Raw genomic sequence first — 25,933 nt, forward strand, 5'->3', positions numbered from 1 at the left:
ATAGCAGGTTGGAAAATGGAGAGATACTGTAGAAAATGCGGTGCCAAACTTAAAAATGAAGCTATATTCTGCCCAAATTGCGGTGAAAAAGCTGTTTATCCAGATGAAAGTTTTTTAAGCAAATATAAAATTCCATTAATAATTGCTGCAGTAGCGGCAATTATCTTAATTTCATTTGTTGTCTTGACGCCTCAAACCCAAATTGTCAAAGTTGACGATGTCGAATTTGAAATTCCGGCCGATTATGTCAATGACCCCTCCAGAACTGAGGTCAGCTACGATGAAAATGTAAAATCAAGTGCAATGGGCTGGAGCAATAAGGACACATATATAGAAATTGGAGTCGCAAGAACCCCCGGTTCAGGTTTCAATAGCCAGGAAGCCGCAGCCAATGTGGGCGGATCACCAACCAAAATGCTTGGTTATTCAGGATACTATCAAAAATACGATAATGAAAGTTATACCTTTGTATTTGGATTGAAAGACAAGGTGTGCATGGTTTACGTATCTGATTACGATGCATTTAAGGACATTAAAGTAATCAGTGAAGAGTAGTTAAAATATAAACGCCACACAAAATAACCATCAGAATAACATTTAAAACAGTGAATACGCCCAAATATCTCATTTTAAATTCATCATGCTCATGAACAAGAATCTTATAAGAAATAAGATTGGCCATTGATGCAATAAGAGTGCCCAAACCGCCAATGTTGATTCCGACAATAATGGCTTCATAATTGGTACTGAAACCACTGAGCAACATTGCAGCAGGAACATTGGAAATAAACTGAGATGCAACAATACCCCAAACAACCTCATTGCCGATTATCCATTTCTCAAACAATGAAGTGAAAAATGGGATATTCTCAAGATTGCCAATCAGAATAAACAGGGCAATGAAAGTCAAAAGCAAATAGTAATCAACACCAATAAAGACCCTTTTAAAGAAATCTTTTTTATCAACCTGGATTTTACTCATTTTAGGTAAAGTTATTGGATCATTTTTAACAAAAAACAACATTGCTGTCAAAAATATCAAGGATACAACGACATAAGGTAAAAGCAGCAGGAAAAATGACAAGAATGGTATTTTGGAAACAGTATACATGACAATATTGTGGGGAGCACCAATAGGAAGCACCATGCAACCGACATTAGCCGCAATGGTCTGTAAAGACACTGTAAATATTATTAAATCAACTCGACCAACTTTATTCAAAGCCAATATTGCAAACGGTACAAAAATGATTAAAGAAACATCATTGGTGATGAATATTGAGCTAAAAAAGCAGATAGAAACCAATACCAAAACAAGCCCTCGAGCATCCCCTATTTTAGTTAACAATTTCCTAACCAATATCTCAAAAACAGCTAAATTTTTAAGAACCTCTACAATAAGCATTATCACAAAAAGCAAGATGATTGTTTCCCAATTAATATAATTGAAATAATCAATAGAGGGTTTTACAAAAAAACAAGAAATAATAGCTAATATTAATGATATGGAAAAGATTATTTCTTTTTTAAAAAAATTAACTCCTTTATCTATTAATTTAGCCATACTATTTGTTTTAGTCAATGAATTATTAATAGATTTTCAAAGGTGGAAAAAAATAATTAATCCGCATCATCATCCAATGTTTCCAAAAGAAAACTTACAGGCCTAAAGCCATCATTGCATGATATCATTGCAGATTTTTTATTTTTCATCCATCCACCGTAGAAATCACTGGCCCCATTAGCTAAAGCCATTACAAAAGGTGAAAGACTTTCCCATGCACTATCACAAAAATTATCCGGTTTAACCCAACCATTAGCTACAAAAACATCACCCACTTCAACATCACATTCATGCTCAAGGGGATTTTCATATTCTTCAATCAAATCATCATGTCTGACTTTTTTCATGACTGTAATTTTAACTTTTTTCATAATATCTCCAAATCACTTTTTTCATAACGGTTATGGCCTTTAAGACCCTTTTTATATTTCCAACACCTAATTGCATCATCTAATGACTTATCATCATTATCTTCAAAGAAATCCCTGATATATTGGTTGTATTGGAACTGCTTGCCTATTTCAGTTTTTTCTTTTGAATTCTGGAGCTCCCGATATGCATCGATTGCATCCCTATAAGTTTTATCAGGATTTGACTTTAACCATTTTTGAAACTTAACTTTAAATTTGAAAGTGGAACCTATTTCCTTTTCAAAAAATTCTCTTTTGTCCTCGCTGCATCTGAAATTTTCACCCAATCTTGAATCCAAGGTAATTTCAGATGATGCTTCATTTGAAAATTGTTTAATGTTAGGTTCTGTTAACGCTTCACCAGTGGATAGATAATGAATTATCCTATTTTCCAAGTCCTCTTTACTTCCACTGACCTTTAAACCTTCAGACCTGCAAAAATCCTTTAATTCATCTTTCAAGAAATAATACTGCTTAAAATCTTCCGCTTTTAAGTTTCGAGTTAATTGAACCATGAAAATCTTTAAAAATAAAAAAAAGTAGAGGATTATCCTCTAGTTACAATACTTATAATGTCACCATCTTTCAGCTCATAATCACTGGCTACGCGCATATGTGTCCTTGCATCAACAGCATGCATGAACTTATCACCGATATCAGTGTGGACAATATAAGCCAGTTCACGAGGGGTTGTGCCCCTTTTGACTAAAAATCCATCTGGCAACACATTACCCTTTTGGTCTGTGTATTTATGTTCATCCTGAACAGGATAAACAACAATCCTATCAAGTAAGTCAAAAATGCCATAATTTAAGGCATCTTGAACACCAGTACTTCCGTATTTGTCCAAAATATTGGTTTGGATGTATTCAAGTGCTTTTACCTGATTTGGATTTAATTCGTCTGCCTTCAATATTTCAAAGTGGTCTTCGCCTGAAACATATGAAATCAAACCGGCTTCCGCTGCTCTGACAAGGGCTATTTCAGATTCTGCTGAAGTTGGAATTACATTAGGATATTTTTCCTTAATTCTTTCAATGTTTGCAGCAGATGTCGGCAGGTCCGCCTTATTTGCAATAATCATCATCGGTTTGGCAATATGTAGGATATTTCTTGTTAATTCAATCAAATCTTCCTCTTCCCACTTGTTATAATCAGGTTCGATAGTTCTTTTAGCTTCAATAATGTCTTCAATAGCTATTCCGGTACCTGACAATTGATCAAACAATACTTTTGAAATGTCCAAATGTTCAGCGCCAACCTTTCTTACAAGCCTTACCCAATTCTTAGATAATATTCCATACATCCACATTACAATTTCGTTTTCTAGAAATTCCAGATCCTCAAGCGGGTCATGGCTTCCGGGATCAACCGGGTTTCCTTCAAGGTCTGTTGAACCTGAAGCATCAATAACGTTTATAAATACTTTAGCTTGCATTAAATCATCTAAAAATTTGTTACCCAATCCTTTTCCTTCATGCGCTCCAGGAACCAATCCTGCAACATCTATCAATTCAATTGGGAGCAATCTTTTCCCGTCAATGCATATTGAATTGTGAGGATTACAAGTAACACCTAACTCTTTACATGGACAATCCTTAATTACATGAGCAACAGCCTTATTCGCATCAATAGTTGTAAATGGATAATTTGCCATTTCTACAGTAGATGCTGTTGCTGAATTGAAAAAAGAGGATTTTCCTACATTTGGTTTTCCACAAACTGCAATTTGAAGCATAATAATCACTTAATTTCTAATAACATCTAAATCTTTGTTTTTAAAATTATAAATAGTTTCAGAAATCATAGTAATACTAATGAAAGATGAAGATGTTGAACGACCCCAAGCCATGATAATTCGTCAAGGAATTCAAGATGCAATGACACATTCCCTTCCGGACAAGAAGTTTTCACCAGATGAAATTGATCTGGTAGAAGTGGATATCGGATTAAAAAACCTAGGATGGAATTTTAATAATTTCAGAATATTGAACTTGACAGATATCCATTTAGGCCAATGGATCAATCCCGAATATCTGGATGAACTTGTTGACTACGTGAATACACTAAACATTGACCTAATCACATTAACTGGAGATTATTTCTCATATATCATTAAGGGTTACGAAAAGTCCCTGCAGAATTCCTTGAAAAAACTAAAAGCGAAATACGGTAAATTTGGAGTACTGGGAAATCATGACCATTGGATGGATGCCGATGAAATCAGGGAAATTTTCAAGAATTCCGATGTCGTTGATTTAAGCAATGATGTTTATACGCTTGAAAGAAATGGTGATTTTCTAAATATCTGTGGCGTTGACAGCTGCACTGTATGTGCCGACAATCTAGATAAGGTAATAGCCAAAATGCCTAAAAATGTGCCAAGCATCCTGCTTGTACACGAACCCGATTTTGCAAAAGAATCCTCACAAACCAACATGTTCGACCTTCAGATTTCAGGCCATTCACATGGTGGGCAGTTCATTATTCCAAAATTTGAAACAACACCACTTAGAGGCCCAAATTCAACAATGTATCCTGTCGGATTGTATAAAGTTGGAAACATGACTCAATACACAAGCAAAGGCCTTGGAACAAACTCTTTTAGAATAAGAATAAACTGCAAACCAGAAATAACAGTAATTACCTTAAAAACTAATAAACGACAAAAGATAAAGATAGAATGATAAAGAACAGATTAATTTCATCCTTAAAAACAATAATTACAGGCGCATTAATATTTCTTGCAAACGTAATTGCAATCTATGCAGTAGATTTTATCAGCGAGGATTTCACAATAGGCCCATGGTACAATGCAATCATTATTGTAATTGCCTTTGCAATTGCAAGTGCATTATTATGGCCAATTTTCAGAAGGTTTTTCATGAAGATTATCATATTTACCTTTGGGATTGCATCACTGTTTATAAATTCCATTATTTTTTATATAACCTCATTGTTTGTTCCTGGCGTTTATACTGGAATCTACGGAATGCTACAGGTTCCGATTGTAATTGCAATATCCACAACACTAGTTACAAACATTACAAACACAAGTTACTATGACAGATACATGAAAACCATCCTTAATTATGCCCTTAAACAAAAAACACCATATAAAAAAAGGTATCCTGGATTGATTATGCTTGAAATAGACGGCCTATCAATAAATACCTTGAAGATGGCTATCGATAAGGGCGTGATGCCCAATATTAAAAGATGGTTAGATGAAAAAAGCCACACATTAAAGGGCTGGGAAACAGATTTGTCTTCACAAACCGGTGCAAGCCAGGCAGGAATACTGCATGGAAACAACAAAAACATCATTGCATACAGATGGGTTGAAAAAGAAAACAACAACAAGATTGTTGTTTCCGGAAAATTAAGCGACGCACCAGAACTCGAAGAAAAAATCAGCAACGGCGAAGGTTTGCTTGTAAACGGGATTAGTGTTGCAAACATGTTTTCCGGAGACAGTAAAATCCCTACATTGACATCTTCCAAATTAAACGGATTATCCAACATCTACAATAAAACATTGAATGCCGTTTTTCTGGATTCCTATAACTTCCAAAGATTATTCATATTGTTTTTATGGGATATAATTCTTGAAATTTCATCACAAATAAAACATTATCTGAAAAACATACGCCCTCGTATGAGAAGAACAATCGTCTATGCTGCAGTTAGAGCTGGAGCTAATGTAGTTTTAAGGGAAGTTACAACTGATGTTTTAACAAGTGAAATACTCACCGGAGATATTGATACCGCATATGCAACATTTATGGGATATGATGAGATAGCTCACCATTCAGGGGTTCGCGATGAAGACGTTTGGGGCACATTAAAAAGAATCGATTCACAATTTTCAAAAATCAAATCAGCTATAGAAATGAGTGATAGGGATTATGAAATGGTAATCTTATCAGATCATGGCCAGTCAAATGGCGCAACATTCAAACAGAGATACGGAATAACCTTGGGAGACTACGTTAGAAGATTGCTTCCTGAAGATTTGAAAATCTTTAAGACAAAATATAATATTGACCACTTCAGAGACGCAGTCATTCCTGAAAACAAGCAAATAAAAAGCATAAAAGAAAAAGTAGGAGATATTCGCGACGAATTGTTTGAAGATAATGAGCCATTACAGAACATTAAAGGAGGACTCGCAAAAAGGAAACCTAAACTAATATTTGAAAATGAACAATACTTGAACCTAAGAAAAAAATACACAAATAGTTTGGACTACATTGAAGGGTATGAAAGCACCGAACTAACTACAAAAAAGGCAGAAGATTCAGAATTAATAGTATTAGGTTCAGGGAATTTAGGTTTAATCTACTTAACACAATGGAAACAGCGACTGAATTATGAAGAAATCGTTTTGCTATTTCCTGATTTGATTCCAGGACTTGTTAAGCATCCGGGAATCGGATTTATACTTGTTAATTCAATTTCCAATGGAGGAATGGTGATAGGTCAAGAAGGAATCTACTATTTGGATAACGATGAAGTTGTTGGTAAAAACCCTCTCGAAGGCTTTGGTGAAAATGCCGCCATGCATTTAAAACGCGAAAATTCATTTGACAACATGCCTGACCTCCTTGTAAACAGTTTTTATGATGAAAAGCTTGATGAAGTTTGCGCATTTGAAGAGTTAATCGGCTCTCATGGAGGTCTTGGAGGAGACCAAACAAAACCGTTCATATTATATCCTTATGATTGGAAAGACCCTGGAGAGCTAATCGGAGCTTCCTCAATATATCACTTCCTGAAAAATGAAATCGAAGAATTAAAATCTTAATAATGAGTTAATACAAATTATTTAACAAGATATCTTAACCGTGAAAATATTTAACTGATGATTGAAATGACTGGTAAAATTTATATTATTGGAATCGGGCCTGGTGCAAGCGAATATTTGACTAAAAAAGCAATAGACACCGTGAAAACAAGCGACTACACTGTTGGAAGCACTCGTGCAATCGAATTGTTTGATGATGTGCAAAACAAGATTGCGTTTAATGTAAAAGAACTGCTTGATAAACTTGAAGAAGGAGTCCAATTAGCTTGCGACGGCAATACAGTTTCAATATTGTCAACAGGAGATCCCGGTTTTTCTGGCGTTTTAAATACTGTTTTAAGAATTTCGGCTGAAAAGGATTTTCCAAAGGAAAATATTGAAGTAATCCCGGGAATCAGCTCCCTTCAGCTTGCAGCTGCAAAATGCCATATCCAATGGGACAATGCCAATGTGATGACATTTCATGGAAGAGAAAATATAGAAGACATTTTACCTGTGATTAACAATGGAAAAACAACAATTGCACTTCCTTCAAGAAAAGTAAAGGATATGGCACAATTTTTATTGGATAATGGTGTTGAAGCAGACAGGAAAGTTGTAGTCTGCGAAAGACTAAGTTATCCCGATGAAAGAATTGTTGAGTCCACCTTAAAAGAAATTGCTCAAAGTGAATTTACTTATATGTGCATTATGGTCATTTATTAGAACTATTTATGCTTAAAATTCATTTTAAATAACAATTACTATTTAATTTTTTTAATAAAGTTCTTATAGCTCATATATCATACTTTAATCGTTGATTTGTAAAAATTGACTTTAAGGTAGATACTATGAACAGGAAAATAAACACCACATGTTTCATTTTATTATTTCTATTTTTGATTAGTGCAGTATCTGCAACAGATAATGAAAATGAAACAATAATGACTATTGAACATGACGAACCAACTCAGGATTTGTGCAATATGAATCCAGAGCAAGAAACAAGTAATGAGAAAACAGAAAAGTTAGGTGCTTCAAGCACTTCCGTTAAAGAGAAAGTAACAATAAATGCACCTAACCTGAATATGTACTACAAAGACGGAAGTAAATTCACAGCAACATTAAAAGACAGTAACAATAAGGCGATAAGCAAGGCAAAAATAGATTTTACAATAAATAATATCACATACAAAAGAGAAACCAATAGCAAAGGTGTTGCTTCGCTTAAAATAAATTTGGAAAGTGGAAACTACACCATACAAACAAAATTTACGGGAAACAGCACTCACTACGGAAGATTAATTAAAAGCACGATAACGGTGAAAAGCACCATACAATGCAGTGATTTTACAAAATACTATAAAAATACAGATAAATACTATTCTATTTTTTATGACAAAAAAGGAAATTTGCTTAAAAGTTCATCCGTTGCATTTAAGTTAAAAAACAAAATCTACAATGTCACAACAAACAATAAGGGCATTGCAAAAATAGTGATAAACCAAAAACCCGGCAAATATAGCATTACATCAATCAACACACAGACATCTGAAATTCTGGAAAAGACGATTATGATAAAATCGCTGATTGTAACCAACGATTTGACAATCAATGACAATGTCCCCGGAAAATTTAGCGTTAAAATTCTAGACAGCACCGGAAATGCATCACCAAATCAAAAAATATCCATAAATCTCAATGGAAAATCATATGCAAAAACAACAAACAAAAACGGCATTGCATCTTTAACTATAGATTTGAAAGCCGGAACATACACTATAACAACAGAATATGACGGAATTAAAAATTCCAACAAGATTACTGTAAAAAAAGTGATAACAACCGCATTTAAACATACGACATTGATTCCAAATTACGTTAACGTTACTGTCCCCTATGTCTATGAAAACTATTACTATTCGTTGAAAACCGGATTTGACGGAATAATAAAAATGCCAAAAAACGAATTATTTACCGTTGAAGTTGGAGGCAAAACATATAGATTTTCAACAGCAAGAGTCAATGGCATAGATTCAACATTGCTTGGGCTTAGAAGCTATCTGATTCCTTTAGATGGAAGCGATATCGAAAATAGTATGGATAAAAATAATCTGAAAAAAGACGGAATTGTCATTTCAGCAATACACGATTATACTGAAATCGATTATCAGAGCAAAACCCATGAAAATACAGCATTATTCGGATTTTACGCGAGTAAAGGTTTAGACCAGGGCGAAACATTTTATTATATGGAAAACGATAAGGTTCTTGCCAAAATCAACATTCAAACAGTAAATTATGATGAATTAGGTTTAAAATACAGCATTTCAAAATTTTATGGAAGGGCACTATATGATTTCAACTATAAAACCTACGATGAGATAACCCTTCATAACCTCGAATCAATAAGATTTGCGAATACAAAAATTCCTGTGGAATTCAGCTATTATATGAATTATATTGTAGGTTATCCATCAAAAGAGGATATAATAACCAAATTTATGATAGACGGTAAAGAAGAAATTGAAAAAGGAGAAACAATAAGCTACGGATTAAGCGACAAATATAGAAATACAATGGGATTTGAAGTTCTGCAATCATACAGCATTATAAATGAAAAGATTACCAAAAGGGTTTTGGAAAACTGGATTTCAAAAAATCCCAGTTACTTGAATAGGTTTGGAGTGATGAATGTTTATGGAATGCATTTGGCATCCCTTGAAACCACATGGCTTGCTGATATATTTGCTAACAAATATGCCAGTGATTTTAAAGTGAAATGGCAGAGAAACCACACCTTAACCATAATGGCTGGAATAAACCTTGAAGATACATATTTAAATATCTTAAATGCAGATATGGGAATGGATGTCCAGGGAAAGAACAAGAATGTCCAATTATTCAGATTGATCAATTCTTTGAACTTGCCCGAACTTGAGGATTATTCCCTTAAAAGCATTTCAAGCAGGTATTCTGATAAAAGTGACAATTCACTGAACAGGATGTTTGATTCTGTTTCGAAGAGCAAATTCAGCATGGTTCAGATGGGAAACCTATTATATGTTTTTTCACATGACAATTCTTCTGCAGTCATACTGAATTGTACAAGCGGAGTATCCAGCGTGATACTTAACAGAAACAATTCAATCTATAAGGGATCAAGCATCTCTACAACAGAAGACTGCTGCAGCATTTCAAATATACCAAAAGACGTGATAAAAGAAATACGGGAAGCGATAAAATTTGTTGCACCGGGAACATATCTATTGACCGATAAATTAAGCAATATCCAACCATTTACTGCAATCGCCTACAAGGGACTGACATTCATATTAACCAAATTATCTACAGGCGCATCGGCAGCCAGTTTAGGATTATTGTCAGCCATGGTTTTAATACAGGATGCCGGAAACAAATATAGAGAAGGGATGATTGATGAGGAATATTGGCATGCAACAATGGATAAGGTCACATTTACAAGGCCGGGTTATCTTCAATCAAAAAAAGTGTACAACATTCCCAATAATAAAGGAGGATGTGATTATATTGAAGTTAAAATCAACAATGACCTAACTTTAGATAGGGACAATGCAATACTTATTACTAATGGAAAAACAAAAAAACTAACAAAGCAGGAAACCTACAAGTATTTTTGTGAAGATACCTGGACTCCTTTCAGCATGCCAAGCAAATACTGGGATGAAAGTTGGAAAGTGATATAATGAAAATAATTGACAAATTTAGAAATCAACATATAATAGTGCAGATTTTGGATATTGCGTTTATCCTAGTTCTAATTTACGAACTGGTAACCATGAAAACACTTTCAATAAGTTTAGCAATATTGTTTTTAATAATATTTATCCCATTTTGCCAATGGTTTTTTAAAAAAGAAGAAAATTAAAAGTTAAAATAGATTTTATTTTAACTTATTTTATTTTTTAAAGCTGTATAGCTTCTTGGACAACTTCATCGTTGTCTTCGCCTTCATATAAAATATGAGCTAACTTTAACAATTTTTCTTGACCTTTAACTTCATCTTTAAACAAAGGAATTTCCGCAATGTGTTGGTCTGGGAATTTTTGATCGATTAAAGCCAAGCGTTTTTGTTGTAATTTATGTCTTGAATGACAGAAGTCACAATCACAGATATCAGGCATTACTTGGTTTACGATGACACTATCAACTGTTATATCATATTTTCCAAGTGCCTCTAATGCTCTTTCTGACTCATATATAGACATTTCTTCAGGAATTACAACCATCTTAAATGTGGTTCTATCAGGGTCGGATAAAACTTCTTTTGCCTTATCGATTTGTTCTTTAGTCCTTTTTAAATCTTCAGAAGTTTGAGGATCATCAACTGCATCCATGAATGGCATGATTTTCTTTAATGCATTTGTTGCAGTACCTAATTTTGCCTTAAGCATCATCATTTTACCAACCCAGGAATCCATTACTTCAGGGAAGGACAATAATCTTAAAGTGTGTCCTGTTGGTGCGGTATCAAATACAACAACGTCATATTCATCGGAATTCATTACAGCCATGAACATTTCAAACGCAGCAGCCTCATCTGCACCAGGTGATGAGGATACCATGTCCAATTGGTCTGATAGGAAGTCCATGCCGAATAGACCGCCATCAGCATTAGGGTTTGCTGCCTTTTCAGCCTCCAATTGTGCTTGTTTTTGAGCCATCGCTTCATCAGGGTCAATTTCAACTGCAAATAAATTGGTTTTGATTTCACGAGGGTAACTGCCGATAGGCACTTCAAGTGAATCTGCCAAAGAATGTGCAGGGTCGGTTGATACAATTAAAGTTTTTTTACCCTGTTCGGCCAACCATAATGCAGTAGCAGAAGAGATGGAAGTTTTACCAACACCTCCTTTCCCACCTACAAAAATAAAAGTTGTTTTATCTTTATTAAATTTGAAATAATCTTTAAATGCCATGTAATTTACCTCCTTAATAAAATTACTTTAAGCCTAGGTCTAAATTCCATATACTTACCTTTCATGTGCTTTTGCCAAGTGAAGTTATGAATTTTGGCAACTATATGATTTTACTTAAACTTACTTTTGGTTACTAAATGATATTTAATGTTTTATAGTATATAAAGTTAGTTATTATAGCATTATTTCAATGCCGATTTTTCATATTTATTAGCCTGTTCCTTAAATCTCTATAAAAACCAATGCCAAAAATTGAAATTTAAATATTAATTTTATGGCTAATTTTGTACATATTCCATTATTAGACATTAATTTCCTAAATAAAGTTTTATTATACCTTATTTTTTAATTTTACAATGTAAGTAACCACTTACATGCGAAAATCTTTATATATGTACAAAGATAAACAATTAATCACGGGACGTGAAGTTTTTTTATTTTAGGGGGAGAAAAATGGAAATAATTCTTTTAATATTATTGTTATTTTTGTTGTTGGAGTAAGTGTGTTCTGCACAAGAATAAATATTGTTGACCATTCTAATGTAAATGAAAAATATATCTTTTGACATAAATCGTGATGAAGATGATAAATTAGTTATACAGGAATATATCGGTGGCAAAGAGTATGTTATAAATTCAGTCTGTTGTAGAGGACACAATAGGATTATAAGTGCATTTTATTATGAAAAAATTATAATTGAGGGCAGAGGAGCCATATATGATTATGAAGTAGCTATCGATGAAACAGACCCTCATTTTAGAGAACTTGTTGAGTATAACGATAAAGTCATTTCCGCATTGGGTTTAGAGTATGGTGCAATACATGGCGAATATAAGATAGATGAAAACGGGCCTGTCTTGATGGAAATGAACAGCAGAATTCCCGGACCTTTCCAAAAATATTCTTTAATAGATAGCGTTTGGAGACATCATTCAACAGCATTATCACTTGAATCCTATATTGACCCGGAGGAATGCATAAAAAAATCCAATAAACCTCTCAAATATTTAACCAATTATATCATCAAATATCTGATTATTCATGAAGAAATCGACGTTATAACACCAACTTTCGAAGAAGCCTTTGATGATTTAGAATCGTTCGAATATGCGGATTCAATATTTAAGGGTGAACATTTTTATCCTAAAACAATTGATTTACTTACCATCGGAGGTTTTGTTTTCCTCACCAATAATGATGAAACCAAATTATTCAAAGATCTCGATACAATAAGAAGAATGGAAAAATTTGAGATTGAAAAAATCTTCGATATTAAATAATTTCATCATTAATCCATTTATTTTTAATTATTTTTCATCAACTCAGTTCAAATGTGATGAAAATACAATAAAAAAACACATAATTTTGAAAATCCTATAAATTTAAATAAAATTATCAAATTATCTATTAATATAAATATCGGGAGGTAACATTATGAACATGAAAAGATTGTTGGTTCTTGGAGTATTCTTATTTGCAGTTGTTTCAATGGCCGCCATTAGTGCTGAAACTACACAAGAGATAACTTTAGACGGTATCCACTTTAAAATTCCAGAAGGATATACTGCAGTTGAAAAAGAACTTGATGCAGCCAATCTTACTGAAACAGAAGATATAGACGGTACTGCTGTTGATACTGAAGCATCATCTGAATATAAGAATGCCGCTGGCGATGAATTAGAATTTAAAGTAGGCACAAGAGATAATCAGAAAATCGATTCTATTAATCCTGCAAATGCTGAAAAGAAAAATATCGCTGGTAAAGACGGTTTCCTTATTAAAGAATCCGATGACGGCAAAGACAAATTTGAGTTTGAATACTTACAAGACGGTAAAATAGTTAAGATTACTGCTGTTAGTGAAGACATCATTAGTCAAGTAATCGCATAAAATTTTTACCATTTTTTCTATTTTTTGTTGAATTTATTGCCATGCCATCGATGAAAGATTATAATTGGCAACATTCGTTTGAAACTGAATCACGTAGTTTTAAAATTCCCTTTTTACTAACTATTTTATCAATTCCGGAGTTCTTTATCATTCTAAAGCATATCGGACAAGGTTCCGCATCATCTATTTCCACCCAAGCTCCTTCATCATACTTTTCTCCAGCTAGATAAATGGTTGAGCCAAGCATTTCATTTCTGCTGGCGCTGATCATAGCATTTTGTTCGGCATGTACTGAAAAGCAATCATTATAGTTTCCTGAATTAGATGGAAGGTTCATTCTTTGACAGTTCCCCCTGTCACAACAGTTTTCCTCCCCTCTTGGATTTCCATTATAACCTGTACTGATTATTTCATCGTTATTGACTATTACTGCCCCATATCGTCTTTTTAAACATGTGCTTCTTTTTGATACGGCAAGAGCAATTGCAAGATAATACTCGTTTTTGCTCATACGATTTGCATTATTTTCATTTATGGAATTTTCATCCATCATATCTTATCTCCTTTCATTTAAAATACAATCTAAGTCTTATAATTTTATTTTTGAACAAACATTGTAAAAACATTTATCATTAGATATGCAATAAATCCTATACTAATTCCTCTTAAGGCAACATTGAATAAAGCGCCACTATACTTGGAACGGCAATGATAATTGTATTACGAATCATTCTTAAACGATGCCTTTTCCATTGTTTTTCTGTCAATTCCTTAGTTTTCGGGATTTTCAAAACACTCAAAATAACGCTTGCGGAAAGGAAAATGAAATACGCATTTATGATAAACAGATATCCTGCTCCAAGGAGCATGTCCCATCTACCGTTTGCAATCGAAAACCCGCAGGTACATAGCGGCGGCATAAGAGCTGTTGCAATTGCAACACCAGGGATAACCGTGTTTGTTTTGTCTACTCTTGTTTGTCCGATAATTCCTGCAAGCCCTCCGAAAAATGCGATGAGCACATCAAAAAAAGTTGGAGATGTTCTTGCAAGCAATTCTACAGTCGGCTCCTTAACCGGAGAGAAAAGAAAATAAATTGTTGCTGCAGTAACACTGATTGCAATCTGCAATCCGAAACCAATAGTATGATTACGAAGCAAAGTGTAATTTCCAGATGTGCTTGCATATGCTGAAGCAAGGATGCTTCCCATAATTGGTGAAATCAGCATAGCACCGATGATTACTGCTGTTGAGCTAACATTGAGGCCGACAGAAGCAATTACCATTGCACATACCAGTACACACATATTTGTTCCGGTAACCTTTCCACCATCAAGGAGACGTGTACGAATCTCCTCATTTGATGCTGAATCCTCTGACAATGAAAACGCTTTTTTGAGTTTATCCTTTACTGTTTCATTTTGATATTTTTCCATACTCATATTGTCATTTCCATAACTTTGATAACGTATAGGAACACAAAGAAGGTCAACCAATTGAACATCATCTGTCTGTGCGAATCCAAAACGTTTATGTCAAATTATTATTCCTTATTTAATAATTGATGTTAATATTAATTAAACTAATTGCTAAATTCTGAAACCATATTCTACACATAATATATAAATTAATAAATACAAATTATTTCATGTATAAATGATAAGGTTGGTGAAAATATTAGTGAAATTCCAGAACTAAACTGTGAAAAAACAAAAAATGACCTTGTTGAATTCATAAAAACAAAAGTATCTGAAGCAAAAACCGATGGGATTGTAATCGGATTAAGCGGAGGTATTGATTCAACACTTGCAGCTTATTTGGCCTGCGAAGCTGTTGGAAAAGAAAACGTTTTTGGAATTACTATGCCATCCACTACAACACCAACAGAAGATAAGATTCATGGAATCGAAATAGCTCAAATATTGGGAATAGACCACAAAGAAATAGCTATTGACAGCATTTTGAATGAATACTTATCTATTACTCAGTTTGACAACGATGATTTAGCCATAGGCAATCTGAAAGCTAGAATCAGAATGTCAATCATTTATTATTATGCCAATCACAAAAATTACCTCGTTTGCGGAACAGGCAATAAAAGTGAAATACTGATTGGTTACTTTACAAAGCATGGTGATGGCGCATGCGACATTGAACCGATTGGAGATTTATATAAGACTGACGTATTCAAACTAAGCAGATTCTTAGATATACCAAAACAAATTATTGATAAACCTCCTCGTGCAGGATTATGGGATAATCAAACCGATGAATCGGAAATCGGAATGAGCTATGATTTACTTGACCAAATCCTATATCTCAATACTGAAAGAGATATGAAAAACACTGAAATTGCTGAAAAGTTAAATATTTCAGCGGATGATGTTGATATGATTATTAATAAAATGATCAGGAGCGAACACAAAAGTAAAGTTCCTGAAAGTCCTCAAAAAACAATATTATAATGGTGATTTAGTGAGCGAAAATATTGAAAAGAAATGGCAGAAAAAATGGGCTGATGCAAAGTTATTTGAATCAAACCCAGATGAAAGAGAAAAGTTATACCTTACCGTTGCTTTTCCATACCCTAGTGGAGCAATGCATATAGGTCACGGCCGTACATATACTGTGCCTGATGTTTATGCTAGATTCAAAAGAATGGAAGGGTATAATGTATTATTCCCAATGGCATGGCACGTAACCGGCGCGCCGGTTATTGGAATAGCAGATAGGATTCAAAGAAAAGATCCATGGACACTTGATTTGTACCACAGAGTGCATGGCGTTCCTAAAGAGGAACTTCCAAAATTAGAAGACCCTGAATACATTGTAAAATACTTCTCAACAGAATATCATGAAGTAATGGATGAAATGGGATACTCCATCGATTGGAGAAGGGAATTCAGGACAATTGACCCTACCTACAAAAAATTCATCGAATGGCAGATTACAACACTGCACGAAAAAGGATTGGTTGCAAAAGGAGAACACCCGGTAAAATACTGTCCGAACTGTGACAATCCGGTTGGAGACCACGATTTGCTTGAAGGTGAAGGTGTCGGAGTAAATGAATTGACTCTTTTAAAATTCCCAATTGAAGACAAAATCCTTGTAACTGCAACTTTAAGACCTGAAACTATTGTCGGAGCAACCAACATCTGGCTAAATCCTGATGTTGAATATGTTTTGGTTAATGCTGAAGGTGAAAAATGGGTCATTACAAAAGAAGCTCACTACAATTTATCCAATCAGATAAAAGATTTGGACATCATATCTGAAATTGACCCTAACGATTTAATTGGTAAAATGGCTAAAAATCCATTCACTGGCGATGATTTGCCTATTTTCCCAGCAAGCTTTGTAAGTGCATCCTACGGAAGTGGGGTTGTATTTTCCGAACCTGCTGATGCACCGGCAGACTACATTGCACTTCAAGACTTGAAAAACAACGAAGAACTAATAGCCAAATACAACTTAGAGGGCATCATTGAAAACGTTCATCCGATTCCAGTATGTACCCTTAAAGGCTATGGGGAAATCCCTGCTGCAGACATTATCGAAAGACTTGGAATTACCGACCAGAATGATGAAAAATTGCATGAGGCTACCAATGAACTGTACAAACAGCAACACAGTAAAGGTACCATCATTGAATCCATTCCTGATTTCGGAGGCATGAAAGTTCGCTTTGCTCGTGAAGAGTTAAAAGAGAAATTAATAGCCGACAATATGGCTACAATAATGTATGACTTTGCAGAAAGACCAGTCATATGTAGATGCGGAAACAACTGTGTAGTTAAAATCATGGATGACCAATGGTTCATGAAATACGGTAATGAGGAATGGACTGAAAAAACCTTAAAGGTTCTTGAAGGCGAAACAATCATTCCAAAAGAACTCAAGAACAACTTTGAATACTACATTAACTGGTTGGATGATTGGGCCTGCTCCAGAAAAGTGGGACTTGGAACAAGACTCCCTTGGGACAACCAATGGCTGATTGAACCTCTAACCGATTCTACAATTTACATGTCCTATTATACAATTGCAAAATACTTAAGGGATATGAATCCTGATGATTTGAACCTTGCCTTCTTCGATAAAGTATTGTTGAACAAGGATTCCGGTGAAATTACAGTGCCTGAAGAGAAAGTCAAAGAAATCCAAGATGAATTCAACTATTGGTATCCTCTTGATTGGAGATTATCCGCAAAAGACCTTGTAGGAAATCACTTAAGCTTTTTAATGTTTGCACACAGTGCAATTTATCCTGAAGAAAAATGGCCAAAAGGAACTGTAGTTTTCGGTATGGGCCTTTTAGAAGGAAATAAAATGTCCTCCTCAAAAGGTAATGTGATTTTGCTTAAGGATGCAATCAAAGATTATACTGCAGATGTCGTGAGACTCTTCCTGATGGCATCAGCTGAACCATGGCAAGACTTCGATTGGAGAGAAAAAGAAGTGCTTGGAACAAAAAGAAGACTTGAATGGTTTAGAGAATTTGCAGCTAAAGTTGAAGAAATAAAAGGTTCACCACTTGATTTAAGCAACATTGAAGAAGTTGAATTAACCCGTACAATTGATTTATGGATGATTAGTCAACTCAATCAGCACATTAAAAAATCAACTGAAGCATTGGAAGTTTTCCAAACAAGACAAGCTCTTCAAAATTCATTGTTCCTTCTCAAAAAGGATGTTGACCACTACTTATACAGAGTAAAACATATCATTGATGCTCAAGATCCAGCAGTAATCTATGTCCTATCAACAGTTCTTGAAGCATGGATTAGGCTTTTAGCACCATTTACCCCTCATACTTCAGAAGAACTATGGAGTACATATGGTGGAAAAGGATTTGTCAGTGAAGCTGCATGGCCTGAAGCTGACGAAAGCGCAATGAGTCCTGAAATTGAAAAATCAGAGGAATTGGTGGAAAATATCATTAAGGATATTGCACACATCAAACAGATGGTTGGGGATGAAGTTGAAAAAATCCACATATACCTTGCTCCTGATTGGAAATGGGAATTATATAAAATAGCTGATGAAGTTGGAAAACCAGATATCGGCCAGATTATGGGAAGAGCTATAGGTGCTAAAATTTACGATGACAAAAAAGAAATAGCTATGGTGGCTAAAAAAATCGGTAAGGAAATAACAAAAACAAGATACATCGGTAAAATCAATGAAGAGGAAATCTTAACTGATGCTCTTGACTACATTAAGGAAGAATGTGGAAACGAGGTTATTATTCATACTGATGACTCATATGACCCACAGAACAAGGCTAAAAATGCAATGCCTTATAAACCTGCTATTTTTATGGAATAATTCTAATTATTCCAACTCTTTTTATTTTAAAAAAAAACAAAAAAACCTGTAAACTTTTTAATAATTTTAATATATTATCAGTTATAAATCAATTATTATAGATTAATCTTTGATGATTTGAACTTTAATAAAAATTTCAATAAAGAGTGATTGAAGATGAATAAAAAATTGATTTTTATTTTAACAATAATCCTGGCAATATCCCTAATGATAGGTGCAGTGAGTGCTGGCAGTATGCTTGATTTCTTCAACAGCGAGGAATCCGATTCCACAAATACTGATGATAAATTTATTGTCGGTTTCAACGCTGCATTTCCACCATTCGGCTATAAAGGTGACGATGGAAACTTCACAGGTTTTGATATTGATTTAGCAAAAGAAGTGTGTAAAAGAAATAATTGGACATTTAGAACACAGCCAATGATAGACTGGAATACTAAAAAGTTAGAATTAGACAGTAATGAAATTGATTGTATTTGGAGTGAATTCAGTATTGATGGAAGAGAAGATGAGTATACCTGGTCTGAACCTTATTTCAACAATTCCGTAGTAATACTTGTAAAATCAGATTCTGATATTTCAAACCTTAGTGATTTAAAAGGCAAAACAGTTGAAGTTGAAGTAGGAACTTCTGCTTATGATAGCCTTATGAATGAAAATAGAAGTCTGGGAGATTCCTTTAAGGAAATAAGTCAAGTCGATGGATATGATACTGCATTTATGGATTTGGATTCCGGCGTTTGTGATGCAATAATAGTAGACAATGGATTGGCAAATTATAAAATTGTCGAAAAAAATTGTGTTGGCAAATATAAGATATTGAATGAAACTCTTATGACCGAGAAATATGGTGTTGGATTCAAAAAAGGCAATACTGAGCTAAGAGACCAAGTTCAAAAGACTTTAGATGAAATGTATAAAGATGGAACCGTTGATAAGATTGCTCAAAAATACAGTGACTATAAAATCCCTGAAGGAGTAATCCATCCGGGGAAATAAGGATTTTAATTAATCCTTATACTTATTTTTTAAAAAAAATAGTAAAATAATTATAGCTAAAAAAAGCAAACCAGCTATAATTTTCTTGCAAATACTAAATATCCGCTATGACCCACCATACGTGTTTTCGGCCTTACGCCCTGAGGCCTAACTTCCAGACCACGCTCTAAGGTTTCAAAGATTTCTATATCATAAAAACCTAATTTTTTGGCAACCCTGTAAGATATTTCAGCCTGATCGATATATGGGGCATAAACCGCCAGCCATCCGCCAACATTTAAGGATTCCATTACCTCTTCAAATATCTCAAACGGCTTCGGCAAATCTAAAAATATCAAATCAATGTTGTCTTCATCAATTCCATCTTTAATGTTCTGATTTTTGACATGGATGTTGGTAATTCCGAAGTTGTCTATGTTTTTCTTGGCCACTTCAGCAAAGTCCTCACGGATTTCATATGTAAACACATCACCTTCAGGACCAACGACATTTCCAAAATTAAGTGCAATGGCTCCGGCACCGGTTCCGGCATCGACTACACGTGACCCAGCACCCAAACCAGTGTGTACTAAAACTTGCCCTATATCCTTTTGGATAAGTATGGAACATCTTCTGTCCATTACATCAATGAAATCGTTGACGTTTGGTTTTACAATTTTAAATGAGTGGTCCAAGTGGCTTTTTACTTCATCACCAATTTCAGCATTATCAAGGACTTCTGCCTTGATTATTCCCAAATCACTTTGAAACTCGGTTCCCGGTTTTAAAACATACTTCTTACCACGTTCATCTAAAATCATCTTCATAATTACACCTGATCTTCTAATTCAGCAAGTCTTTTTACTCTTTTTAATGAATCCGGGTGAGTGGATAACAATTCCATGGCCCCATTTTTCTTAGATATTTTAACATCGGAATTGGCAAGCCTTCTTAACTCGTCATCGGAAATTCTTCCATCACCGTCAAAGTCGATTTGTCTGAAGTCGACAATATCATTTTTTGCATTATTTATATCATTGACGAAAAATGCACGATTTGTATTTAAATCAGCGATTGTTTTCTCATCACATCTTGCAGCACCATAAGATAATTTATATAATGCGGATACTAATGCTGCAGGTCTGTTTCCAAATTCAACACTGGCTTCATCGGCATAATATTCCCTTATTCTTGAAATGAACAGCACCAAAAGTTGTCCAAACAAGTAGAATACATAGCCTAAAATTCCAATAATGATTGTTCCGCCGTTATCTCTATCACCTGAAAACATGAATGACAATGCAATGTAATAACAAATCATTGGAATGACACTTACGACTGTTGTCACAATCATGTCATTATGTTTGATATGGCCCATTTCATGACCAATCACGGCTTTTAGCTCATCGCGGTCCAGCAATCCTAAAATTGGGCGGGTTATTGCAATATGACCACTTCTTCTTGATCTTCCATAAGCGAATGCATTTGGAATATTGACCTCGGACAAACCTATTTCAGGCTTTGGAATTCCTGCTGCATCAGCCAATTCTTGAACCATTTGATGAATGTGAGGAGCTTCTGCCTCGGACAATGGCCTTACATTCATTGAACGTTTAACAAGAGATGGTCCGAACCAATATTGGAGAAATACGATTATTAAACTTGCAACCATATACAAAAGCCAACTGCTTACTCCCATATACAGTCCCACCATCATTATGAAGAAATAAACAATTGTAAACATTAAAATTGATGTAATCCACATTCTTAACTTAAGTTTCCATGTGCCTTTCATTATTAACACCTTAATTTTTTTCCGTAAACATTACTTACCAAATGCTCACTTTAATTATATATTAATAGATTTTCATATAATAAAAAAGTTAAGCAAAAAATAATTTAACCACATCACACATAAATGTTACTATAAAGAAATGGTGATTAAATGAGCGGACCATGGGTAGAAAAATATAGACCACAAAAATTAGAAGATATTGTAGGACAAAAGCAAATCGTAACAAGATTGGAAAAATATGTAGGCGAAGAAAGCATGCCTAACTTAATGTTTACAGGTCCAGCAGGTGTTGGTAAAACAACAACAGCCTTAGCTTTAGTAAAATCAATTTTAGGAGAATACTGGAGACAAAATTTCTTAGAACTAAATGCATCCGATGCAAGAGGAATCGACACAGTAAGGGAACGCATTAAGAATTTCTGCAGATTAAAACCAGTTGGTGCGCCATTTAGAATAATATTTCTAGACGAAGTAGACAACATGACAAAAGATGCTCAACACGCTCTTCGTCGTGAAATGGAAATGTATACAAAAACCGCTTCATTTATACTCTCATGTAACTATTCATCAAAAATTATCGACCCTATTCAATCCAGATGTGCAATATTCAGATTCGCTCCAATCAAGGGAGAGGACATTAAAGAACGTTTGAAATTTATCTGTGAAAGCGAAGGATTTGAGGCAGAAGACAAAGGTCTTGAAACAATTGTATATTTCGCTGAAGGAGATATGCGTAAGGCCGTAAATGTATTGCAGGCTGCAGCTTCAGAAGGAGAAGCAATTACAGAAGATTCTGTTTATGAAGTCGTTTCAAAAGCCAAACCGCAAGATATAGGAAACATGATTAACAAGGCCCTTATGGGAGATTTCATGGGCGCACGCAATATCTTAAGGGAAACCATGGTTCTGCAGGGAACCAGTGGAGAGGACATGGTTACCCAGATTTATCAGGATGTTTCCAAAAGAGTAATTGAAGGAAAAATGGATGCGAACATTTATATGGATTTAATTGAAGCAATAGCTGAATGTGATTTTAGAATTAGGGAAGGAGCCAATCCAAGAATACAGCTTGAAGCATTATTAACTCAATTCTTATAAGGTATAGAAATGTTATGGACGGACAAATACCGACCGCAGGAATTAAGTGAAGTGGTAGGTAACAAGAAAGAGATTAAGATAATCACAGATTGGGTTAATGCTTGGAAATCAAACAACCCTCAAATACCCCTACTTTTAGTTGGCCCGCCAGGAATCGGGAAAACAACCTTGGCTCAAATCATTGCAAAAGAATTTTCAGAGTATATTGAGCTTAATGCAAGTGATAAACGTTCACAGGACGTTATCAAAAGTACAATTGGGGAATCCTCATCTTCAAGATCACTTTTTGGAGAAGAGCACAAGCTAATTATTCTTGATGAAGTGGATGGTATTCATGGAACAAATGACCGTGGCGGAGTTAAAGCCATTGGCGAGATAATCAAAAGTTCCAAACATCCGATGATTTTAATAGCTAATGATTTCTATTCAAAAAGACTTCAATCAATCAAGCCAAAATGCCAAGTAATCAAAATGAAAAAGGCAAGATGGAATTCCATATCCGCGCTTTTAAGAAAAATTGCAATAGCTGAAGGAGTGGATGCAAATCCTCAGGCTTTAAAAGAAATAGCTGTGAAGTCCCAAGGGGACGTCAGATCAGCAATCAATACATTGCAGGCATTATCCGATAAGGATTCCACACTGGAAGTTGATGATGTAAAGGATATGGTTACCAAGGATACCCGTTCAGATATTTTCAATGCAATTACAGGCGTTTTGAAAAGTAAGACTCCCGCCCATGTCAAGGAAGCGCTTTGGATTGAAGAAGACCCGACACTTGTAATGGAATATATTGCAGAAAACATTCCAAGGGAATACAAGAAAAAACATGAAATTAAAAAAGCATATGACTATATTTCAAAAGCCGATTTGTTCTTTGGAAGAACAATAACCAGCAGAAACTATGGCTATTGGAAGTATGCAACTGACTTTATGGGAATCGGGGTAAGCAATTCAAAGGATGAAACCTATAAGAAGTTCACAAAAATACAGACACCAACCATTTTCACATTAATGAGCCGCAATAGAGGAAAAAGAAATTTAAGGGACGATATAGCTCAAAAAATGTCTGATAAATTACATATCTCACATGCTATAGCCATCTCCATGTTTCCGTACCTTGAAATAATGTTTAAAAATGATGAACTTGCCTGGGAAATTTCCGACTACCTGGAACTTGAAGATAATGAAATCAAACGATTCAGATCCAAAAAGATTCCTAAAAAAGTTGTTACAAAAATGGAAAAACAAAAAGCTCAAATGAGAGTTGAAGAACGTGACAGACGTGCTGAAGAGCTTAAGAATCAAATGATGAATGTTATTCCTGAAGTTGAACAAGAACCAGAAGATGAACTTCCATTTGAAATTCCAGGTCTTGATGGGGCAAAAGTTGAAGAAGAACCACCACAAGAAGCAGAAGAAGAAATCATTGAAGAACCGGAACCTGTTGAAGAAGAACCTCAGGAAGAAAAAGCTGAAGAGAAAAAGGATAAAAAGAAAACCGATAAACAGGTATCATTATTCAGTTTCTAATTTTTCCTCGATGAATTGGGCTGCCTTTACAACATTTTCTTTGTATTGGGGAGCTACATCCTCTAAAAATTCGCTGAAGGAAATAGCCAATTCATTTTTATTTTTATTTTCTATCAATTCCTGATTGTCCATTTCTAAAAATGAATTAATCCAATCCAAAGGAACGTTAATTAAAGGATAAATCTCATCGGATTTTTTACTGAAATTCAAGCCATCGCCTGAAAATATGCCTTCAAAGATATCATTGACCTGATCATCCAAAATCAAAGGATTTACCTTTAGGTCATAATCCCCTTCATAAACTAGCTTAACGCCATATTTGCGGGTATATGGTTCCATAATCAATTCGATGATGAAATTGTCATCAGGCATTAGGATGGATGAATTTGGTTCAATTTCCAATGCAAGATGCTTTGATGACTTTGAACATATTTTCTGGAATAGAGAATTTCTCACGACTTCGATGTCGGGATACTGCTTATTGAAGGTAGCCTGCCTTGTTCTTGAAAACTTCGAAAACCTCAGATTGTTAATGTAGATTTTTTGAGGAGTATATGAAATAAAGCGACTATCAACCCCTATGATTTTCAAAAACTTCAATACGTCCTTTTTAGAAGTTGAAAATTCCTCTTTTTCTTCATTGAATCCTGAAACATTAAACATTAAATCCATATTATCATTCTAAATTAAGCGTATCTTTCAATGCCTTTTCCATTGCATCAACTGGAGCGTCCCTGCCTGTCCATATTTTAAAGCTTTCAGCGCCCTGATACAATAACATTTTGATTCCATAAACCGGAGTTGCCCCTGCCTTAATAGCTTCTTTTAACAATACTGTTTCATTAGGATTGTAAACAGCATCGAATACGACCAAATCTTCATGCATATCCTTAGCCAGGGCAATAGGTTCGTCATTGATGTTGGGATGCATTCCGATAGGTGTTGTATCCACCAGGATATCCGCATTACTTAAACATGAACCGATTTCGGAGATTGAATCTGCAATGACTTCACTAATCAGACCGGAACCTGCCACATCCCTTGCCAAGCTTTGGGCTCTTTCAACATTCCGGTTTAATATTGTTATTGAATCCGCACCATATTTTGCAAGATAAAATGAAATGGCCCTTGATGCTCCTCCTGCACCTGCAACCACTACACTCCTGTTTTTGATATCTGTTACTTCCTCTATCGCTTTTACAGCACCGATTCCATCGGTATTATAACCTTTCATGTCTTTAAAGTCAATTGTATTTACCGCCCCTATCAAGCCTGCAACCTCATCGATTTCATCCAAAAACTGCATAACTTCAATCTTATGGGGGATTGTGACATTGAATCCCTTTATATTTAGTGATTTGGCACCGTCAATAGCTGATTTTAAATCAGAGGGATTGACATCAAATGCGACATAGGCATAATCCATTTCCAATTCATCAAATGCGGCATTGTGCATCGGCGGTGAAAAGCTGTGTTCAACAGGATGGCCGATTAATCCGACAATATTTGTACTACCTTTAATATTCATATAATATTTTATTGATTAACAAAGATTATATAAATTTGGATATACAAATTTTAACTATAATATA

Annotated in this window: 24 protein-coding genes; 13 read left to right on the top strand and 11 right to left on the bottom strand. The window is 34.7% G+C overall.

Features of this window, described 5'->3' with window-relative positions; genetic code table 11:
- The first annotated feature begins 15 nt into the window (after positions 1-15).
- Positions 16-555 carry a zinc ribbon domain-containing protein gene (locus tag TL18_RS10050; protein WP_067045043.1) on the top strand — a complete coding sequence of 180 codons (540 nt, stop codon included), beginning with the start codon at positions 16-18 and terminating at the stop codon, positions 553-555.
- Here TL18_RS10050 and TL18_RS10055 read toward each other — a convergent pair.
- From TL18_RS10055 to TL18_RS10070, 4 genes are read right to left on the bottom strand one after another with little or no spacing between them, the layout of a single operon-like run.
- Entirely contained in the window at positions 542-1,564 is a 1,023-nt protein-coding gene (locus TL18_RS10055) for an SLC13 family permease (protein WP_067045046.1), read from the bottom strand. The genes TL18_RS10050 and TL18_RS10055 overlap by 14 nt on opposite strands.
- Before the next feature lie 56 nt (positions 1,565-1,620).
- A complete protein-coding gene (locus tag TL18_RS10060) occupies positions 1,621-1,935 on the bottom strand; it encodes a TIGR04076 family protein (protein WP_067045049.1) in 315 nt (104 codons plus the stop codon).
- Positions 1,932-2,489, bottom strand: coding sequence for a DUF6434 domain-containing protein (locus TL18_RS10065; protein WP_067045052.1), 558 nt, complete (start codon positions 2,487-2,489; stop codon positions 1,932-1,934). Before TL18_RS10065 ends, TL18_RS10060 begins: the two co-directional genes overlap by 4 nt.
- Positions 2,490-2,521: 32 nt before the next feature.
- Positions 2,522-3,712, bottom strand: a complete 1,191-nt coding sequence (locus TL18_RS10070) for a redox-regulated ATPase YchF (RefSeq protein ID WP_067045055.1) — start codon at positions 3,710-3,712, stop codon at positions 2,522-2,524.
- Positions 3,713-3,791: 79 nt separating this feature from the next.
- Between TL18_RS10070 and TL18_RS10075 the strand changes: the two genes are divergently transcribed.
- The 5 genes from TL18_RS10075 (at position 3,792) to TL18_RS10095 (ending at position 10,667) form a co-directional block, all read left to right on the top strand.
- Entirely contained in the window at positions 3,792-4,661 is an 870-nt protein-coding gene (locus tag TL18_RS10075) for a metallophosphoesterase (RefSeq protein ID WP_067045058.1), read from the top strand.
- Positions 4,658-6,781 (top strand): phage holin family protein, encoded by a 2,124-nt coding sequence (locus TL18_RS10080; protein ID WP_067045062.1) that lies wholly within the window; start codon positions 4,658-4,660, stop codon positions 6,779-6,781. Before TL18_RS10075 ends, TL18_RS10080 begins: the two co-directional genes overlap by 4 nt.
- 66 nt (positions 6,782-6,847) lie before the next feature.
- Positions 6,848-7,486, top strand: a complete 639-nt coding sequence (locus TL18_RS10085; RefSeq protein WP_067045065.1) for a cobalt-precorrin-7 (C(5))-methyltransferase — start codon at positions 6,848-6,850, stop codon at positions 7,484-7,486.
- Positions 7,487-7,611: 125 nt separating this feature from the next.
- The gene (locus TL18_RS10090) at positions 7,612-10,485 is read left to right on the top strand and encodes an Ig-like domain-containing protein (RefSeq protein ID WP_067045069.1); all 2,874 of its coding nucleotides are present in this window, start codon (positions 7,612-7,614) and stop codon (positions 10,483-10,485) included.
- On the top strand, positions 10,485-10,667 hold the full coding sequence (locus TL18_RS10095) for a hypothetical protein (RefSeq protein WP_067045072.1): 183 nt from the start codon (positions 10,485-10,487) through the stop codon (positions 10,665-10,667). The genes TL18_RS10090 and TL18_RS10095 overlap by 1 nt, the downstream gene beginning before the upstream one ends.
- Before the next feature lie 37 nt (positions 10,668-10,704).
- Here TL18_RS10095 and TL18_RS10100 read toward each other — a convergent pair whose 3' ends face one another.
- Entirely contained in the window at positions 10,705-11,718 is a 1,014-nt protein-coding gene (locus TL18_RS10100; RefSeq protein ID WP_067045075.1) for an ArsA family ATPase, read from the bottom strand.
- Between the two features lie 546 nt (positions 11,719-12,264).
- Here TL18_RS10100 and TL18_RS10105 point away from each other — a divergent pair.
- Together TL18_RS10105 and TL18_RS10110 are read left to right on the top strand one after the other, a co-directional pair.
- Positions 12,265-12,999, top strand: a complete 735-nt coding sequence (locus TL18_RS10105; protein WP_067045077.1) for an ATP-grasp domain-containing protein — start codon at positions 12,265-12,267, stop codon at positions 12,997-12,999.
- Positions 13,000-13,153: 154 nt separating this feature from the next.
- Entirely contained in the window at positions 13,154-13,609 is a 456-nt protein-coding gene (locus tag TL18_RS10110) for a hypothetical protein (protein WP_067045080.1), read from the top strand.
- Between the two features lie 58 nt (positions 13,610-13,667).
- On the opposite strand, the gene TL18_RS10115 is transcribed toward TL18_RS10110, so the two are convergent.
- On the bottom strand, positions 13,668-14,162 hold the full coding sequence (locus TL18_RS10115) for a dCMP deaminase family protein (RefSeq protein ID WP_231483614.1): 495 nt from the start codon (positions 14,160-14,162) through the stop codon (positions 13,668-13,670).
- 112 nt (positions 14,163-14,274) lie between these two features.
- Positions 14,275-15,105 (bottom strand): DUF389 domain-containing protein, encoded by an 831-nt coding sequence (locus TL18_RS10120; RefSeq protein WP_156064678.1) that lies wholly within the window; start codon positions 15,103-15,105, stop codon positions 14,275-14,277.
- A 180-nt stretch (positions 15,106-15,285) separates the two neighbouring features.
- Between TL18_RS10120 and TL18_RS10125 the strand changes: the two genes are divergently transcribed.
- From TL18_RS10125 to TL18_RS10135, 3 genes are all read left to right on the top strand, one after another.
- A complete protein-coding gene (locus tag TL18_RS10125; RefSeq protein ID WP_067045085.1) occupies positions 15,286-16,074 on the top strand; it encodes an NAD+ synthase in 789 nt (262 codons plus the stop codon).
- Between the two features lie 10 nt (positions 16,075-16,084).
- Positions 16,085-18,940, top strand: coding sequence for a leucine--tRNA ligase (gene leuS / locus TL18_RS10130; protein WP_067045088.1), 2,856 nt, complete (start codon positions 16,085-16,087; stop codon positions 18,938-18,940).
- A 156-nt stretch (positions 18,941-19,096) separates the two neighbouring features.
- Positions 19,097-19,939 carry an amino acid ABC transporter substrate-binding protein gene (locus TL18_RS10135; protein WP_067045091.1) on the top strand — a complete coding sequence of 281 codons (843 nt, stop codon included), beginning with the start codon at positions 19,097-19,099 and terminating at the stop codon, positions 19,937-19,939.
- Positions 19,940-20,013: 74 nt separating this feature from the next.
- Here TL18_RS10135 and TL18_RS10140 read toward each other — a convergent pair whose 3' ends face one another.
- Together TL18_RS10140 and TL18_RS10145 are read right to left on the bottom strand one after the other, a co-directional pair.
- The gene (locus TL18_RS10140) at positions 20,014-20,745 is read right to left on the bottom strand and encodes a tRNA (adenine-N1)-methyltransferase (RefSeq protein WP_067045094.1); all 732 of its coding nucleotides are present in this window, start codon (positions 20,743-20,745) and stop codon (positions 20,014-20,016) included.
- A 2-nt stretch (positions 20,746-20,747) separates the two neighbouring features.
- Positions 20,748-21,713: a zinc metalloprotease HtpX gene (locus TL18_RS10145; RefSeq protein ID WP_067045097.1), complete on the bottom strand. Its 966-nt coding sequence runs from the start codon at positions 21,711-21,713 to the stop codon at positions 20,748-20,750.
- A 150-nt stretch (positions 21,714-21,863) separates the two neighbouring features.
- Between TL18_RS10145 and TL18_RS10150 the strand changes: the two genes are divergently transcribed.
- Positions 21,864-22,811, top strand: coding sequence for a replication factor C small subunit (locus TL18_RS10150; RefSeq protein ID WP_067045100.1), 948 nt, complete (start codon positions 21,864-21,866; stop codon positions 22,809-22,811).
- 9 nt (positions 22,812-22,820) lie between these two features.
- The gene (locus TL18_RS10155; RefSeq protein WP_067045103.1) at positions 22,821-24,341 is read left to right on the top strand and encodes a replication factor C large subunit; all 1,521 of its coding nucleotides are present in this window, start codon (positions 22,821-22,823) and stop codon (positions 24,339-24,341) included.
- Here the strand turns inward: TL18_RS10155 and TL18_RS10160 are convergent.
- Entirely contained in the window at positions 24,327-25,013 is a 687-nt protein-coding gene (locus TL18_RS10160) for an ATPase (protein ID WP_067045106.1), read from the bottom strand. The genes TL18_RS10155 and TL18_RS10160 overlap by 15 nt on opposite strands.
- Positions 25,014-25,017: 4 nt before the next feature.
- On the bottom strand, positions 25,018-25,869 hold the full coding sequence (locus TL18_RS10165; protein ID WP_067045109.1) for a shikimate dehydrogenase: 852 nt from the start codon (positions 25,867-25,869) through the stop codon (positions 25,018-25,020).
- Between the last annotated feature and the right edge of the window lie 64 nt (positions 25,870-25,933).

It is taken from the genome of Methanobrevibacter sp. YE315, assembly GCF_001548675.1.
In the GTDB taxonomy this organism is placed as follows: domain Archaea; phylum Methanobacteriota; class Methanobacteria; order Methanobacteriales; family Methanobacteriaceae; genus Methanocatella.

Bases quoted from the DNA above. Each gene is read 5' to 3' on its own strand.
- TL18_RS10050 (WP_067045043.1), top strand. From the start codon at position 16: ATGGAGAGATACTGTAGAAAATGCGGTGCCAAACTTAAAAATGAAGCT.
- TL18_RS10055 (WP_067045046.1), bottom strand. From the start codon at position 1,564: ATGGCTAAATTAATAGATAAAGGAGTTAATTTTTTTAAAAAAGAAATA.
- TL18_RS10060 (WP_067045049.1), bottom strand. From the start codon at position 1,935: ATGAAAAAAGTTAAAATTACAGTCATGAAAAAAGTCAGACATGATGAT.
- TL18_RS10065 (WP_067045052.1), bottom strand. From the start codon at position 2,489: ATGGTTCAATTAACTCGAAACTTAAAAGCGGAAGATTTTAAGCAGTAT.
- TL18_RS10070 (WP_067045055.1), bottom strand. From the start codon at position 3,712: ATGCTTCAAATTGCAGTTTGTGGAAAACCAAATGTAGGAAAATCCTCT.
- TL18_RS10075 (WP_067045058.1), top strand. From the start codon at position 3,792: ATGAAAGATGAAGATGTTGAACGACCCCAAGCCATGATAATTCGTCAA.
- TL18_RS10080 (WP_067045062.1), top strand. From the start codon at position 4,658: ATGATAAAGAACAGATTAATTTCATCCTTAAAAACAATAATTACAGGC.
- TL18_RS10085 (WP_067045065.1), top strand. From the start codon at position 6,848: ATGACTGGTAAAATTTATATTATTGGAATCGGGCCTGGTGCAAGCGAA.
- TL18_RS10090 (WP_067045069.1), top strand. From the start codon at position 7,612: ATGAACAGGAAAATAAACACCACATGTTTCATTTTATTATTTCTATTT.
- TL18_RS10095 (WP_067045072.1), top strand. From the start codon at position 10,485: ATGAAAATAATTGACAAATTTAGAAATCAACATATAATAGTGCAGATT.
- TL18_RS10100 (WP_067045075.1), bottom strand. From the start codon at position 11,718: ATGGCATTTAAAGATTATTTCAAATTTAATAAAGATAAAACAACTTTT.
- TL18_RS10105 (WP_067045077.1), top strand. From the start codon at position 12,265: ATGAAAAATATATCTTTTGACATAAATCGTGATGAAGATGATAAATTA.
- TL18_RS10110 (WP_067045080.1), top strand. From the start codon at position 13,154: ATGAACATGAAAAGATTGTTGGTTCTTGGAGTATTCTTATTTGCAGTT.
- TL18_RS10115 (WP_231483614.1), bottom strand. From the start codon at position 14,162: ATGATGGATGAAAATTCCATAAATGAAAATAATGCAAATCGTATGAGC.
- TL18_RS10135 (WP_067045091.1), top strand. From the start codon at position 19,097: ATGAATAAAAAATTGATTTTTATTTTAACAATAATCCTGGCAATATCC.
- TL18_RS10140 (WP_067045094.1), bottom strand. From the start codon at position 20,745: ATGAAGATGATTTTAGATGAACGTGGTAAGAAGTATGTTTTAAAACCG.
- TL18_RS10145 (WP_067045097.1), bottom strand. From the start codon at position 21,713: ATGAAAGGCACATGGAAACTTAAGTTAAGAATGTGGATTACATCAATT.
- TL18_RS10150 (WP_067045100.1), top strand. From the start codon at position 21,864: ATGAGCGGACCATGGGTAGAAAAATATAGACCACAAAAATTAGAAGAT.
- TL18_RS10155 (WP_067045103.1), top strand. From the start codon at position 22,821: ATGTTATGGACGGACAAATACCGACCGCAGGAATTAAGTGAAGTGGTA.
- TL18_RS10160 (WP_067045106.1), bottom strand. From the start codon at position 25,013: ATGGATTTAATGTTTAATGTTTCAGGATTCAATGAAGAAAAAGAGGAA.
- TL18_RS10165 (WP_067045109.1), bottom strand. From the start codon at position 25,869: ATGAATATTAAAGGTAGTACAAATATTGTCGGATTAATCGGCCATCCT.